The sequence below is a fragment of the Indolivaga alginatilytica genome (assembly GCF_003201355.1).
Classification (GTDB): Bacteria; Bacteroidota; Bacteroidia; order Bacteroidales; family Dysgonomonadaceae; genus Dysgonomonas_A; species Dysgonomonas_A alginatilytica.
The window spans coordinates 253,983-268,837 of record NZ_QICL01000001.1; the positions used below are offsets into that span (position 1 = coordinate 253,983).

General features: G+C 36.3%; 13 protein-coding genes. 7 read left to right on the top strand and 6 right to left on the bottom strand.

The window, feature by feature from the left end; all coding sequences use genetic code 11:
- Positions 1-204: 204 nt before the first annotated feature.
- The 4 genes from CLV62_RS01085 to CLV62_RS01100 all read left to right on the top strand — a co-directional run bounded on the left by CLV62_RS01085 (position 205) and on the right by CLV62_RS01100 (position 4,090).
- Positions 205-804, top strand: a complete 600-nt coding sequence (locus CLV62_RS01085; protein ID WP_110308933.1) for an outer membrane beta-barrel protein — start codon at positions 205-207, stop codon at positions 802-804.
- A gap of 679 nt (positions 805-1,483) precedes the next feature.
- A complete protein-coding gene (locus tag CLV62_RS01090) occupies positions 1,484-2,302 on the top strand; it encodes a hypothetical protein (RefSeq protein ID WP_146212657.1) in 819 nt (272 codons plus the stop codon).
- A 28-nt stretch (positions 2,303-2,330) separates the two neighbouring features.
- Positions 2,331-3,206 carry a hypothetical protein gene (locus CLV62_RS01095; protein ID WP_146212658.1) on the top strand — a complete coding sequence of 292 codons (876 nt, stop codon included), beginning with the start codon at positions 2,331-2,333 and terminating at the stop codon, positions 3,204-3,206.
- Between the two features lie 77 nt (positions 3,207-3,283).
- Complete coding sequence (locus CLV62_RS01100) at positions 3,284-4,090, top strand: hypothetical protein (protein WP_146212659.1); 807 nt, start codon at positions 3,284-3,286, stop codon at positions 4,088-4,090.
- Positions 4,091-4,183: 93 nt separating this feature from the next.
- Here the strand turns inward: CLV62_RS01100 and CLV62_RS01105 are convergent, their stop codons facing one another.
- The gene (locus CLV62_RS01105; RefSeq protein ID WP_110308937.1) at positions 4,184-4,402 is read right to left on the bottom strand and encodes a hypothetical protein; all 219 of its coding nucleotides are present in this window, start codon (positions 4,400-4,402) and stop codon (positions 4,184-4,186) included.
- Between the two features lie 663 nt (positions 4,403-5,065).
- Here CLV62_RS01105 and CLV62_RS01110 point away from each other — a divergent pair.
- From CLV62_RS01110 to CLV62_RS01120, 3 genes are all read left to right on the top strand, one after another.
- Complete coding sequence (locus CLV62_RS01110; protein WP_146212660.1) at positions 5,066-5,881, top strand: hypothetical protein; 816 nt, start codon at positions 5,066-5,068, stop codon at positions 5,879-5,881.
- 93 nt (positions 5,882-5,974) lie between these two features.
- A complete protein-coding gene (locus CLV62_RS01115) occupies positions 5,975-6,772 on the top strand; it encodes a hypothetical protein (protein WP_110308939.1) in 798 nt (265 codons plus the stop codon).
- 37 nt (positions 6,773-6,809) lie between these two features.
- Entirely contained in the window at positions 6,810-7,643 is an 834-nt protein-coding gene (locus tag CLV62_RS01120; protein WP_110308940.1) for a hypothetical protein, read from the top strand.
- An 88-nt stretch (positions 7,644-7,731) separates the two neighbouring features.
- Here the strand turns inward: CLV62_RS01120 and CLV62_RS01125 are convergent, their stop codons facing one another.
- The 5 genes from CLV62_RS01125 to CLV62_RS01145 all read right to left on the bottom strand — a co-directional run bounded on the left by CLV62_RS01125 (position 7,732) and on the right by CLV62_RS01145 (position 14,759).
- Positions 7,732-9,375: a fumarate hydratase gene (locus CLV62_RS01125; protein WP_110308941.1), complete on the bottom strand. Its 1,644-nt coding sequence runs from the start codon at positions 9,373-9,375 to the stop codon at positions 7,732-7,734.
- A gap of 379 nt (positions 9,376-9,754) precedes the next feature.
- The gene (locus CLV62_RS01130) at positions 9,755-11,239 is read right to left on the bottom strand and encodes a fibronectin type III domain-containing protein (protein WP_110308942.1); all 1,485 of its coding nucleotides are present in this window, start codon (positions 11,237-11,239) and stop codon (positions 9,755-9,757) included.
- A gap of 9 nt (positions 11,240-11,248) precedes the next feature.
- Positions 11,249-12,931: a kelch repeat-containing protein gene (locus tag CLV62_RS01135; RefSeq protein WP_110308943.1), complete on the bottom strand. Its 1,683-nt coding sequence runs from the start codon at positions 12,929-12,931 to the stop codon at positions 11,249-11,251.
- Between the two features lie 115 nt (positions 12,932-13,046).
- Positions 13,047-14,069 carry a Gfo/Idh/MocA family protein gene (locus CLV62_RS01140; RefSeq protein WP_110308944.1) on the bottom strand — a complete coding sequence of 341 codons (1,023 nt, stop codon included), beginning with the start codon at positions 14,067-14,069 and terminating at the stop codon, positions 13,047-13,049.
- A gap of 114 nt (positions 14,070-14,183) precedes the next feature.
- Positions 14,184-14,759 (bottom strand): hypothetical protein, encoded by a 576-nt coding sequence (locus CLV62_RS01145; RefSeq protein ID WP_110308945.1) that lies wholly within the window; start codon positions 14,757-14,759, stop codon positions 14,184-14,186.
- Between the last annotated feature and the right edge of the window lie 96 nt (positions 14,760-14,855).

Here is a 14,855-nt window from a genome sequence, read left to right on the forward strand (position 1 = left end):
GCTATTACAGTAAAAGATATTTAGATATTTAAAAATAACCACTTTACCTTACAGGTATATTGATAATTACAAGAAAGGAAATCATTGAAAAATGGTTTCCTTTTTACATTGGTAAAACATGAAAAGAAAAACATTTAATAGATTTTCACACTTCCATCATTCAAAATTGATTATTTTTGTAACTTTCGTAAATAAAATAAAATAATGAAAAAGGCTATTATCATCATACTCCTAACCGTTCTAACATTCGGAAGTGCTCATTCTCAATATCGTCTGGGATTCAGAGGTAGTTTCAACATATCTTCGTTGAGTACCGGTAGTTCAAAGAGTAGAGCAGGTTTCAGTGCAGGAGCTATGTACAGTAAAGAGATTGCCGATCATTGGTATTTTCAACCAGCACTTTTATATAATCTCGAAGGAAGTAAATCGGTAAGCCGCTTCAAACCTGCTTATTCGGCATATACATACAATCTCGAAGTTCCTCTGATTATGTCCCGTAGAATGGGAGACGAAGATATAAGCTTCGGTCTCGATTTCGGCCCCTTCTTCAAATACGGTCTACACGGAGGATATTGGGTAGACGATCTTACGACAGGAGAAAGAACCAGACCTAATATTTTTGATCACAAAAAAAGATTTGATGTTGGTCCGCAAGTAGGATTCAGCGTTATTGTTTACAGTCTCTATATCGGATATTCCTTTCAGTTTGGGATGATAAGAGCATGGGACGATGCAAGTAACAGAAGAGGCAATTATTACAACTCCTGTATGACTTTCGGGTACCTGTTTCAGATGGGAAATTAAAAACTATTATAGCAGATATATCTTTAGTTGATAGAAAAAGCAAGGTCTGCGACCTTTTCATTGCTTTGGTGTAGGGAAGAACCTACATATTCGCCCAAAGAAGACAGACACACATATCTGCCCGTACAAATTGAATTATATCATTAAATAATTTCATTTACATATAAAATTTTAATGTAATAATAATTTAGCTAATTAAAAATAGTTTTATTACATTTGCCCCTGTGAAATAACTCTTTACATCGAAAATGGCATCAGCATTAACAAACATATCGACATTCAACAACTTAAATTTTAACTATTTAAGTTTGTCTATGTGCGTCGAAATATTAGAGAGAGAGAGAGAGAGAGAGAGAGAGAGAGAGAGAGAGAGAGAGAATTAACTAGCAAGCACGCTGGTAATAAAAATATTTCAGGCGGCTTAGTCCGTCTTTTTTTGCAGGTGCGTCCCAAATACACAAGGCTTTTAATATACAAATATTTCCCCAATAAATACACTTCTAGTTCTGTCGGTAAAGCTTATCGTACAGAGCTTTTGTTTTGTTGTTGTCGTTCAAATTCTGCACGAACAAGAGCTTTACCTATGACACAACTATCTCAGGCAGTAGCATATAGTGATTATACGCTGCTGCTTTTTTTAATTTCAAACAGAATAACTAACTATATCAATTACCTAACAATGAAAAAGAATTTAATATTAATCTTTAGCTTATTCTCAATCGGATGGTGTAATGCACAGGTGGGAATCAATACCGAAAACCCATCAGGAATTTTTCATATAGACCCTAAGGCAGATACACAACTCAATGGCAGCGGAGATGCAGATGATATCATCGTCACCAAAGATGGCTATGTCGGTATCGGAACTAGTACTCCATCGACCTACTTGCATATAAAAACAGCGACAGCAGGTACAGATACTTCGACTCCTGTATATGGTTTAAGGCTGGTTGACGGAAATCAGGCGGACAAACGTGCATTGGTTTCCAATGCCGTCGGCTTAGCTACGTGGGCAAATATTATCCCTGAAGGGGGGATATCGGGTGTCAAAAGTACAACAGGCATTACACAACCGGCAGTAACCGGCAATACTCTTTATAATTCGGGTACTACTTTGACCCTACCTCAAGGAAAATGGTTTGTACAAGTGGCTATGTATATCGTCATGGCCGGTTCTCCAACAGCACAATTTAACGACCGTATAGCTCTCAGCAGTACTTTTTCGGAAACAAATCTATCTCAAACTACAACCGACGTAGCTTCTGCACATATCGAAGGGGCAAAGTACGTTTCGGGTATATTCTGGAAATACGGATCGGCGGGCATCCTCTACGGTACCTTTATCATCAACAATCCTCTGACAAGTACAACCTACTATTATTATATGGGCAGAACCACTGTTTACGGCACATCCGACTCTTCTGTTCTATATGCTCAAATAGGAGGCACAAAAGGCGAAGACAATATAATTGCTTACCGATTGCCACAAAATTTATAAAACATACTAAAAAACTTAAGACTTAAATATGAAACCAGTTTATAAATGGATGTTATTTTTTTTGTGTATCACAATATCCTCATCGGCACAAGTGGGTATAAATACCTCAAACCCACAATCGGGGGCTCTGCATATAGATCCTAAAAACGATAATAATGTGACAGGAGCTCCTGCAAGCACTCAGACAGTGGATGATGTAATAATCTCATCGGCGGGCAATATTGGCATCGGGCATATTGCACCTACATATAAACTCGACATCTGGGTCAGACCCTCGGGAACTTCAAAGCCAGCATTTCGCCTTGAGGACGGCACCGAAGGAGATTCCAAAATATTATTATCGGACGCCTCGGGAAATGCATCATGGGGATATCCCGGAGAAATTTCTATTATACGGGGAGTATATACAAAAACTACAAATTATACTATTCCCAGTATATCGCCCTCGTTAGTATATGCAAATATGTATGCAAATGCTTATATCAAATTACCCAAAGGGCGTTGGGTGGTTATGGTAGACCATCGGGTAGACCCCGCTTCGGGAAGTTACGGCACTTCGTATTTGGAGAGGTCTTTCTTCAGGCTTACTTTTTCCGACAATAATCTGTCGGGAGATGGAACTCTCTATCCTGCAAACGGTGCAGGGGTATCGAAAGATATCGAAGGATCGGCCAATGGAACTGCATCTATCGGATCATTGATCTCTGCCAATGTCAATTTCAGAACAGCAACTATAATTTCGGGATTTGTTATCATTAATAATAAGACGAGTAGCACCAAAACTTATTATTTGAAAATTGTAAATTCCGCTTATCCTACTCACCTCAATCTCACAGGCAGGATACTAACAAGTGCTAACCCTGCACATACCGAAAACCGTATTATAGCTATGCCTCTGCAATAGATTATCAAGAACCGTAAAAAAACTACAAAATCATTCAAGATAGTATTCTAAGACAACCATTAAATAAAAAAATGAAAATGAAATATTTAACTTTATTGATATCATTAATAATAATTCCTTTGGAGGGATTTTCGCAGATTGGTATAAATACCGATAATATAACTTCGTCGAATATATTACTCCATATCGATCCGGCAAAAGACAATGCTGCATCGGGTACGCCAACTACCGCCCAAACAAAGGAAGATATTGTTATTGACAAATCGGGTAATCTGGGTGTAGGTACAAGCACTCCCACCGTTAAGCTGGATATTGTGACAGCTGGTACTTCGGCATCTCCCGTGAAAGGATTTTCGATCAGAGACGGGTATCAGGCCGATAAATATGTTTTGACCAGCGACAACAGCGGAACTGCATATTGGCAGGTTTATGTACCGGGAACAGAAAAAGGTGTGATGGGCAGTGGCATTAATATATCCAATACATATACTAATTATGTAAATACAAATACAAAAATATCACTATATCCGGGAAAATGGGTTGTTTTTGTATCGCTGAATATACTTGGGAATGGAACTAATCCCGATTTTTCGTGGATGAACTTTGGTTTTGCCGATGCCTCTACACTAGCGTCATTAACATTATCTGCCGATGAGCAAGGAACTATATCGGCAGCCTTATTTAATGATATCAAAGCCTCACCGGGATCAAGTGTAAATGGAAAGATATTTATCACCAATAAATCGTCAGGAAAAAAAGATTATTATTTACTGGCCGGTAAAGTGGTTCGTAATGCAACGTCACCCAACAGTGCAACCTTTCAGGCTGTAGGAAGTACGGGTAATTTATATGCTTTTAGGGTAAATGACATTACTCCACCTTAAGCGGATTTTCTCTAAAACAAAAAAATCTAAGAAATCATTCCCCTTCATATCGAATAATTTCTTAGATTTTAAATCAATGGACACCGAATCTTACTACGACTCATGAGATTCATGATGATGTCCTCTAAGCAATCCAAACAGGACGAATACTGAGCCTAACACGATTGCCAATATTCCAAATAGCCTATAAAGACTCGCTTGCACCACACTCAGCTGTTCACTCGCGCCAATCTGTAAAAAAAAGAATAAAGAGGAAACAGCCACACAAATACCAATAATGGTATAAATTCTGCGTTTTTTCTTGCCTTCCATAATAACATTTTTTTAAAGATCTATATAATATAAACACACGAGTTCAGAAAACGTTCATAAAAAAGAGTGTTTATTCAGTTAAAAATCAGACTTTAACTTATCATAAAACGACATCAAATTTGGGCTAAATACCTGTTCAAATTTTCTCTGGATATTTTCAAAAGAATAAATTAACCGTAAAATAGCCCTAAAAATTAGAATGAGTAGAATTTAAACAAGCTCTAAATATATTTTTTTATTATCTTTGCGCCTGTAAAGTGATTCTTTACAGTAACGATGACAACAAATTAATAGATAAATTTTTCAAGTAACAGCTTGATTTCATTTATTTAATTAATTATGTGCGTCAAAATACGAACTAAAAAACACGTTACCGCTAAAAATATCTTAGACGAGATTTACCGTCTTTCTTTTTCGTTTCTTCCAAAAGACGCATCTTATTCGTCTTGTAAATATATCCTAAATAAAAATATTGATAGTTGTCTGGGTACACGTTTTCGTGTTGCAGATTTGTTTTGTTATTGTCGTTCAAAATCGGCACGAAACATCCGTTTACCTATGTCACAACTATGTCCGGTAGCAGTGTGTAGCGATTACATTTTGCTGCTTCGCTATTTCCATTCATCAAATGATAATAACTAACATATATAAACTAATATGAAAATGAAAAAAAAGTTTCTAATATTATTCGGCATTTTTTGCATAGGCCTGCTCAATGCGCAAGTCGGAATAAATACCAGAGACCCAAAAGGCATGTTACATATCGACGCCAAGAGTGACACGCAACCAAATGGGAGTAATGCTTCGGATGATGTTATAGTAACTGATGATGGCAAATTAGGCATCGGCACAATTAACCCTGACGCTCTTTTGCATATAAAAACAAATGGAACGGCTACTAATCCGATAACAGCTTTTCGCTTGGAAGATGGTAATGAGGGCAACGACAAAATACTCAGTATAATCAATAACAACGGGTTGGCTACCTGGCAGGCACTAACCACATTTGATGCTATTTATTACAGAGGATCAGCTGATTGCCCCAATCTGTCGACATCTACACCTAACTACTATCATACAAATGCGACTATCGATCTGGCTCCGGGAAGGTGGATTGTTATGATAGTGATGTACTTACTAACAGAAGTGTCTGACCCAAAAGGAATATGCTGGATAAATTCAACACTGGCCGATGCTTCCACAATTGGCAACAATGGTCAGCTTCTGAGCAATGTACTATCGCCGGATATAGAGGGAGCCAATTTAGTATCGAGCATGAGTTGGACAGACGGTATGGACGGAGGTACTCTCACAGGGTCTCTTGTGGTAAATAATACGAGTACGCAAACTAAGAGATATTATTACATGATGGGAGGTACAAAGCCATATAATACCGAGAAGATAACTGTTTTCAGAAATCCCGGTGGTTATTGGGGTGAAGATTCTATGGTAGCATTCCGTATCCCCTCAGACATTTAAGGTCTCAAGACCTTTTTATGGCTTTGGCAAGTATAATGACTAAAGATTGCTACAGTCATAATTAGTTGAAACTACTCAAATAAAAAATAAATTATGCGCTATATATTATATATTACACTAAGTGCTTTGAGTATAATTGCAAATGCACAGGTATCCATCAACACAACTAACCCGCTAAGAGGCACTCTGCATATAGATGCCAAGGGGAACAATTCGACAGGATCATTAAATGACGCAGAACCTGACGACGATCTATATATCAATTCGGAAGGAAATATAGCATTAGGACACACCAATCCTATAAGTAAAGTACATCTGAAATCGCATATTACAACCAGAGGAGCCATTAAAATAGAAGATGGTTCTCAGGGCAATACTAAAATATTAAAATCCGATGAATCAGGTAATGCCAGTTGGGGGCATGCAGGTGAGATACTAACTGTCATAGGAAATTTTGGAAATGGAATTAATCCGGTAATATATGATTATTCAATATACCCCTCCTATCTTTATACCGGAACCACATTGACATTACCTCCCGGACAATGGCTCGTGACAATAACTCTCAACCTAACCATTGCGGGTGCTCCATCTACCGATTATACAGGCAGAGCATGGATCAGAAGCACTTTTTCGGATAATACCTCCGGCGGATTTTCTCCTGATATAATGGGAGCACATCTTATGTCCGGATTAGTATATAGTACCGGATATGGAACTTTAGATGGCTTTATAATTCTAAATAACAGAACTAATCAATCTAAAACTTATTACTATATGCTATCACATTGCGGGTTAATAAATCTACCTCAGACAACCAGCCTTCTAAATTTTGCCGGCAGTTCATCTATAGAAAACAGGATGATAGCTATGAAAATGAAGAATAACTAAACAGTGGATTTCAATCATTTATTAAACTTTATCAATTATGCGAAATAACATTATCAAACAAATACTTGTCCCTATATTTCTAACAACATTTTCGACACATACGGTTGTTGCTCAAATAGGGATAAACACACAAAATCCGCAGGCTAATATTTTGGTACATATCGACCCAAAAAAAAATAATTCTGAAACAGGAACTACTACAAGCGACCAAACAGGTGACGATATAGTAATTACTACTATCGTCAATATAGGAACAGGAACAATCGCTCCTACAACCAAATTACATATAGCAACAGGAGGAACATCAATATCGCCTAACCCTCAGCTTACGATAGAAGACGGCTATCAAGGTGTCAATAAGGTATTAACCTCCAACGCCAACGGATTTGCTCATTGGGAAGATTATGTACCCGGAGCTGTACTAGGCACATTTGATGTGGACGGTGTAGATATTATGGGAGATGAAACCCTATACAAAAACACGAGGGCTAAAATGACATTAGACCCCGGCAAGTGGATTATTATATATGCCTTTACAGTCAATTGCAACCGTGTAAGTGCCCCACCCCATTATAGAATCTGGGTTCGTTCGACAATAGGAGATCAAACAACACTCGATGCTAACTCCACTTATGGAACACCCTCGCCGGACATCTTGGGAAGAACAGAAGACAGCAACAGCGTTTGGGCTGATATTAAAGGAGTATTAACGAGCCGATACATCATAGATAACACCAGTGGAATTGCCAAAGACTACTATTTTTTAGCAGGTAATGTTATTAATTCTGCTGCTATTAATGGCATTAATATGCCCAATGTCGGGAAAAACACCGGAGATTGCAGTTTCTATGCATTCAGAATCATTGAATAATAATAAATATACTTAATCCTCTTAATAACAAAGAGCAGCAAGGGTTATCCTTGCTGCTCTTTTGCTTTATAAATATATCGATATATTCTTACATTGAGCTGCAACCTGTATTTGGTTTCAGTTGTTGAAAAAAGTCATTTCCTTTATCATCCACAAGAATGAAAGCAGGGAAATCTTCCACTTCAATTTTCCAGATAGCCTCCATACCCAATTCAGGGTATTCAACGCATTCCAGACTCTTGATATTGGTTTGAGCCAATATGGCAGCAGGTCCACCGATACTTCCCAAATAGAAGCCTCCATGTTTGTGACAAGCATCTGTTACCTGTTTACTACGGTTACCCTTAGCAATCATTATAAGACTGCCTCCTGCCGCTTGGAAAGCATCCACATACGAATCCATACGACCCGCAGTAGTTGGTCCCATCGAACCACTAGCATATCCCTTAGGCGTTTTAGCAGGCCCTGCATAATAGATCGGGTGATCTTTGATATACTGAGGCATACCTTCTCCCTTATCCAGACGCTCTTGAAGTTTTGCATGAGCAATATCACGTCCTACGATAATAGTTCCCGTAAGAGATAAACGTGTAGATACAGGATATTTACTAAGTTCAGCCAATATCTCTGGCATTGGACGGTTCAGATCGATTTTCACGCCACCCGCTTCACCTTCTTTTTGAAATTCAGCAGGAATCAAACGTGAAGGATTATCCTCCATTTTCTCTAACCAGATACCATCTTTATTGATCTTACCTTTGATGTTACGGTCTGCCGAACAAGAAACTCCCATACCCACAGGGCAAGAAGCGCCGTGGCGTGGCAAACGGATTACACGCACATCGTGAGCAAAATATTTACCGCCGAATTGTGCTCCTAAACCAAGTTCCTGAGCAGCTTTCAACAATTTAGCTTCCATTTCCAGATCACGGAAAGCCTGTCCACCTTCGTTACCCTCGGTTGGCAGGTTATCGTAATATTTAGTAGAAGCCAGTTTTACGGTTTTCAGGTTACTTTCTGCTGACGTTCCACCTATCGCAAATGCAATGTGATAAGGAGGACAAGCTGCTGTACCTAATGATTTCATTTTCTCGATCAGAAAAGTCTCCAGTTTTCCGGGAGTAAGTAATGCTTTTGTTTCCTGATACAAATATGTTTTGTTGGCAGAACCTCCACCTTTGGCTATGAATAAGAATTTATATTCACTTCCTTTAGTAGCATACAAGTCGATCTGAGCCGGCAGATTACAACCCGTATTTATCTCATCATACATATTAAGAGCTGCATTCTGAGAATATCTCAAATTGTCTTCCACAAATGTATTGTACACACCTTTCGACAACGCCTCTTCATCATTGCTACCAGTCCATACATTTTGTCCTTTTTTGCCTACAATAATAGCCGTGCCTGTATCCTGACAGAAAGGAAGGATACCACGTGCCGAAATTTCGGCATTACGAAGAAAAGTGAGTGCTACAAATTTATCATTATCACTAGCCTGAGGGTCTGATAAAATTTTCGCCACCTGCGCCTGATGCTCGGGACGTAACAAAAATTCAACATCATGAAATGCGTGTTGAGCCAAGAGAGTCAAACCTTCGGGAGCGACTTTCAAAACTTCCTGACCTTCAAAGGTAGCGGTAGAAACATAATCTTTAGATAGCAGATAATACTCGGTAGTATCTTTACCCATTGGAAATGTTTCCTGATACTTAAATGATGGAGTTGCCATGTTAATCAGTTTATAATTAAATAAATAATATCATATGTATATGCTGTATCCTTCAAGAATAATCAGCTGTCACACTTGCATCTACCAAAGCAATAGGAAGGTCTGAGACCTTTCGTTTATCTTCAACAAAAAATAGAAGAATAAATAGCCTTAAATATGTATTGACAGGCTTCATCGCAATAATTGGATATTTCTATTATACTTACCAAAGCAATAAGAAGTCCTGCGACCTTAGTTCTTTTTTTGATCCCTACAAAAATAACAAAAATAATCCGAAGCAAAGGAATCTTAATCACAAAGAATCCGTCACCTAAAATATCTACAAAAACACTAAGGATTCACAAAGTAAGCCTGAAGAACCTTAAATTTTTATCTAAATTTACTTAGAGGAAGAATAGCCATCTGGATTTAGAGTAATTATTCTACCATCACTTGTAAAATATACAATTTGATTCTCTTTATTTCTTATTGCAAAAATTCCACTTGGATAATTATAATACCCTACCGAATTTGAGATCTCTCCATTTGAACGAATATCGGCAAAAATAATTCCTCTATCATCATGTATCATACAAAAGAAAGTTCCATCATCATTCAAAGTCGCGAGGTTTATTTTAGGAAAATACCCTCCTGCTGAAAAACTATTCTCTCTATACCATAAACCTCTATTATTATCTATTTTTATTGTCAAAGTTATTGTATTACGCCTAGTAGAACTATAATCGCTGGCAGTACCTAATATATAAAAAGAGTTATTCTCTACAGGAAAGATATTATTTATATCGAAAATATAATATGGTATTTTTTCTATATCATACGTGATATCGGAAATTAAATTCCCATCTAAGTCACATTCAACTAATGCCAATGTGGCACTCCCTTGATAAGCCATTCCATCATTCCAAGTAGCTCCAGCTATAACTATATTATTATTCGGCGATAATTTCATTGCAGTCAATATATACATATCAGTATATGTCCTGCTAGGTCCATATATCTCCCATAAAACATTTCCTTCTTTTGATAATTTTGTAATATAATACCTGTTAGTCGGACCATAACTAAATAAAGATCCTACCAAAACAGAACATCCATCAGGAAGGGTTAAACATTTATTAAACAAAAGATCCTCTTTACTATTCGACTCTTTAATTTCTTTACTCCAAATCTGATTCCCCTCTTTATCTATCTGGGTAGCACCTTTACTATGCATTAACAAGAATGAGCCATTTGAAAACTCTTTTACATCAATAACTGCTGTACCTTCATCTGTATTATCTTTTTCTTTAAGCCAGCTGATATTATAATCCGAATCAAGTTTTAATAATATGATTTTCTGTTTTCCAAAAACGAAAGCATTGCCAATTAGTAGATAACCTTTATCCTGAACTGGTATACAATGCCCAAAACCTACTCTATCATATTTGTATTTATCCAAAATAACATTTAAAACATTAGCAATAGTCTCTTTATGAGTTCTAGTTGTACCTGAAGCTAATTTTATATTCAAATCTTTACTTATAGCTCTTATTGATAATTTATAGTCTGTATCTGGTTCTAAGTTTGTTAGCCTAAAAGAATAATAGTTATTATTATTTTCTTTTACTATATTTTCCGATACAGTCATTGTGTCATTTACAAGAATTTCATATTTATCAGCATTAGCTACAGGATACCATTTTAGGAAAATATCGTGATCTGTTCTTGATAAAATCTCAACAGTAAAATCTCCTGTAATAAAAGATTCGTCTGGATTTGCTATAACAGGCTCTTTTGCTGAAACAAATACTTCTTCTTTCTCACAAGCTGAAAAAATTAGGATCACAAAGAATAAATATGTTATATAATAATAACTTAACCTCATAATAGAATGCTATTTCGTTTTAACTTTGTAAAAAAATTCTTTATCATCATACATCAGCGCACCATAACCAATATATAAGATATCATTAAAAAAGAATGATGGAATATCCAATCCCCAGGTTGTACCAAATACATTTTCTTGAATATCAACTAAGCTCCAAACATTTGAGTTCAAATCATATTCCCAGACATCTCTTAACCCAATATTATCTTTTGATGTTCGCCCTCCGACTAAATACAATTTATTTTTATAATATAATAAATTACTAGATATACGATCATATGGCCCACCTCTTAATGTTTCAAGTTTACTCCACTGATCATTTTGAGAATTATATTTCCACAAATCCCTGAAGTGAGTAAAAGTAAAAACATCATGACCATTCACGCAAGTAGAGTTTACATAGATATCATATCCGGTACTATCATAAGGCACATTTCCAAGTCTTTTCCATGTCTTATTTTTTATATTGTATATCCAAAAATCAGTGACCGATTTTTGAGAAATAAATGCTCCATACTCATTATAAACGTTTTTCACTCCTCCTCCCATATAGATATTATCACCAACAATAAAAGCAATGTATCCGCTTTCTCCTAATCCCGGATAAGTAGTAATTCGACTCCAAGAATCATTCACTTCTATATATTCCCATAATGTCATAGAGTCATAATCATATGATCCTTTCGTCGACATTCGAAATAAAAAATAGTGGTTATTATTAGAAGATATTCGCTGTGGTTGAATATTAAAATATTGGTCTGAATAGTTCAATGGAATATCTCGCATTTTTTTCCATTTTAGGGTATTGAGATCAAAAGACAATACAGTATAAGGGGCTATAAGATTATGAATATAATAGGCTTTATTATCTGTAACAAAATAATTAGTAATATCTCCAATATACGACTCTTTATCAGGTCTTGGATCAATATAAAACCGTTCGCTACTACCTGGCAAAATTCTAATTTTATACTCTAATATATATTCGACCTCATCCATATAAACATGAATGGTATATATACCGGGAACAATATCTTCCGGTAAATATCCTATACCTGAAACCTCTCCATCCTCCATCCAGCCTGAATATTCTATCGAAGTTCTGATGGGGATATTTCCATTAAGTTTTATTTCAGTTTTAGTGTTTTGTGAAGGTAATTTTGAATAATAAATATTAAATAAAAAGAGTTCTCCTTTTTTCAGATTCTTTCCTATTTTATTTATCTCATCTACATAAAAGTAATCTCTCTCATTATCACCTAAATAGAGATTAATATAATTGATCCCATTTTGTATTAATATATCGCTAAATCTTATGATTTTCGGAGAGCTAACATATTCATTATTATCCGACCGAAGTATTGCTCTTATTTTATAATCATGCTTATCTTTCAGTGCTTTTACTATTACTTTATGTATTTGCTCTCTATCTTGCGTCAATTCTATTTTATAATCTTCAGACTGAGTAGAGTCACTAGTTACGTCCCAAACTTTAAGGTATGCATTTTTAATAGTAACCCCGACTCCGATGTTTATCTTAAGTTCTATCTCACAGACATCTTTAGATTCTATATCAGTTGATAAAATTTCAATTGTCGGTTTCTCAAATTCTTCATAAATGTATTCTTTTTTATCACATCCTGTAAAAGCCAAAGACATGATAAACAATACACACAAATATATTTTCATACACTATTAGAGTTAAAGTATTTGTATTTTCCTATACAAATTTAATGAAAATTAAATAAAAACACAACGATTTAAAGAACTTTAGTCATCTCAAAAAAAGCACATTTACAAATTCTTAAATTTTGAAATTATCTAACAGATCCGCAGGATATACAACACCCAATTGCTTTCTTATTTCATCAACAATTTCGATAGTTATCAACGAATTTTCATAGCTGTTTATCTCAGACTCTCTCCTGCCCGATTGTATAAGATCTATAAATTCGGCAATTTCATAATAATACTCGTTCTTCTGATCACGATGACTTATTTCCAATTCATCTTTTTGTCTGAAGCAAAGTTTTACCTGCTCAATCGTATTGATCTTATCAAGGGATATTAAACCTTTCTCGCCCTGTATTTCGGTAGGTAAATGTGAATCGGCAATCTTCGAATAAAGTACCGTGGCATTCATCCCTTCATATTCGAAATTTACAGCTCCCTGCCCGTCAGCACCTGTAGACAAGATAAATCCTGTTGCACTTATCTTCTTCGGACGTCCGAAAAGTACCACCATCGGGTAAATAGTATACACACCCAAATCCATAACCGATCCGTTCGAAAAAGCAGGATTAAAAGCATTCAAAACAATACCCTCTTTCAACTTATCGTATCTGGATGAATACTGGCAATAACTTGCAAAATAGCGTCTTATTGTACCCAAAGCACTTATATTCTCCATCACCGCTTTAAAGTTAGGCGTAAGAGTCGATTTCATTGCCTCCATCAAAGTCACATTGTATTCTTTAGCAGCGGCAATCATAGCCTTACATTCTGTAACATTGGATGCAAATGGCTTTTCACACAATACATGCTTACCATGCTTCATAAACTGAATACTTTGCGACGAATGCAAGAAGTTGGGAGAAGCAATATACACAGCATCAATCAATGGGCTTTGTGCCATATCTTCGAGCGAAACAAACGTATGAGGTATTTGATGCTTTTGGGCAAATACATTAGCCGATTCCTGAGTGCGCGAATATATAGCCGTCAATTCGAAACGGGGATCGAGCCGTGCTGCTTCCAGCACAGTATCCACTATAAAATTGGTTCCAACGATACCAAAGCGAATTTTAGATGGAGATATGGTTGACATAATAATTTGTTTTTTGTGAAGGTCGAAGACCTCTTGGTTTATTTGATAAATATAACAACCAAAGGCACTCAACGATTCGTTAAATGCCTTTATTTTATCTAAATAGATGTTACCTTACTCTGCTGTTGCAACAGGCTGAGCTAAAACTCCACTGATATACTTTTTCAAAGAATCGTCTTTAACCATCTTAGCGTATTTTTCCACCTCTTTACTCTTGGCTAACGATTTGCGGTTTCTTTCATAGAATTTCACCACATTAGTAACGGCAGCAGTAGTACAGTCGACAGGATCAGCCGAATAGTTATGCTCCAAAGAATATTTAGTCCATCCCATCATGTAAGCCATCAATAACCAAGGCTGTGCCCCTTGAAAGGTTACAATACGGTCGTCCATACCAATTTTCACGGTTGGCGATCCTGACATCCACATCAGAACGAAACGGTTTTTATCGTCACGCAAAGGTATATCCTGATCCAGTGGTGAATAATTCAACCAATCGATATCAGCCAAAACCTGAGGCTCGAGTTGTATATATGCCGCCGAAATATGATGTTCCGTAGAATCAGTTTGTTCTACAAACACCTCTTCGCCTTCCCATGTTCCGATAACAGGTTCAGCTTGATTCTGAACTTGAGCAAAAAGATTTGCTGATAGACAAACCATGATTGCCAATGATAGAATTTTTCCCATATACTTTTAAATCTTTATTTTTGATTAATATTTGAGTGTTCAGGCTTCCCCATTATTTGGGTAAGCATAAGTTTAACAGGCGATTATAGTTAAATA

Coding starts and splice junctions, on each gene's coding strand:
- CLV62_RS01125 (WP_110308941.1), bottom strand. CDS start 9,375: ATGGCAACTCCATCATTTAAGTATCAGGAAACATTTCCAATGGGTAAA.
- CLV62_RS01145 (WP_110308945.1), bottom strand. CDS start 14,759: ATGGGAAAAATTCTATCATTGGCAATCATGGTTTGTCTATCAGCAAAT.
- CLV62_RS01115 (WP_110308939.1), top strand. CDS start 5,975: ATGCGCTATATATTATATATTACACTAAGTGCTTTGAGTATAATTGCA.
- CLV62_RS01100 (WP_146212659.1), top strand. CDS start 3,284: ATGAAATATTTAACTTTATTGATATCATTAATAATAATTCCTTTGGAG.
- CLV62_RS01120 (WP_110308940.1), top strand. CDS start 6,810: ATGCGAAATAACATTATCAAACAAATACTTGTCCCTATATTTCTAACA.
- CLV62_RS01105 (WP_110308937.1), bottom strand. CDS start 4,402: ATGGAAGGCAAGAAAAAACGCAGAATTTATACCATTATTGGTATTTGT.
- CLV62_RS01090 (WP_146212657.1), top strand. CDS start 1,484: ATGAAAAAGAATTTAATATTAATCTTTAGCTTATTCTCAATCGGATGG.
- CLV62_RS01110 (WP_146212660.1), top strand. CDS start 5,066: ATGAAAAAAAAGTTTCTAATATTATTCGGCATTTTTTGCATAGGCCTG.
- CLV62_RS01135 (WP_110308943.1), bottom strand. CDS start 12,931: ATGAAAATATATTTGTGTGTATTGTTTATCATGTCTTTGGCTTTTACA.
- CLV62_RS01095 (WP_146212658.1), top strand. CDS start 2,331: ATGAAACCAGTTTATAAATGGATGTTATTTTTTTTGTGTATCACAATA.
- CLV62_RS01140 (WP_110308944.1), bottom strand. CDS start 14,069: ATGTCAACCATATCTCCATCTAAAATTCGCTTTGGTATCGTTGGAACC.
- CLV62_RS01130 (WP_110308942.1), bottom strand. CDS start 11,239: ATGAGGTTAAGTTATTATTATATAACATATTTATTCTTTGTGATCCTA.
- CLV62_RS01085 (WP_110308933.1), top strand. CDS start 205: ATGAAAAAGGCTATTATCATCATACTCCTAACCGTTCTAACATTCGGA.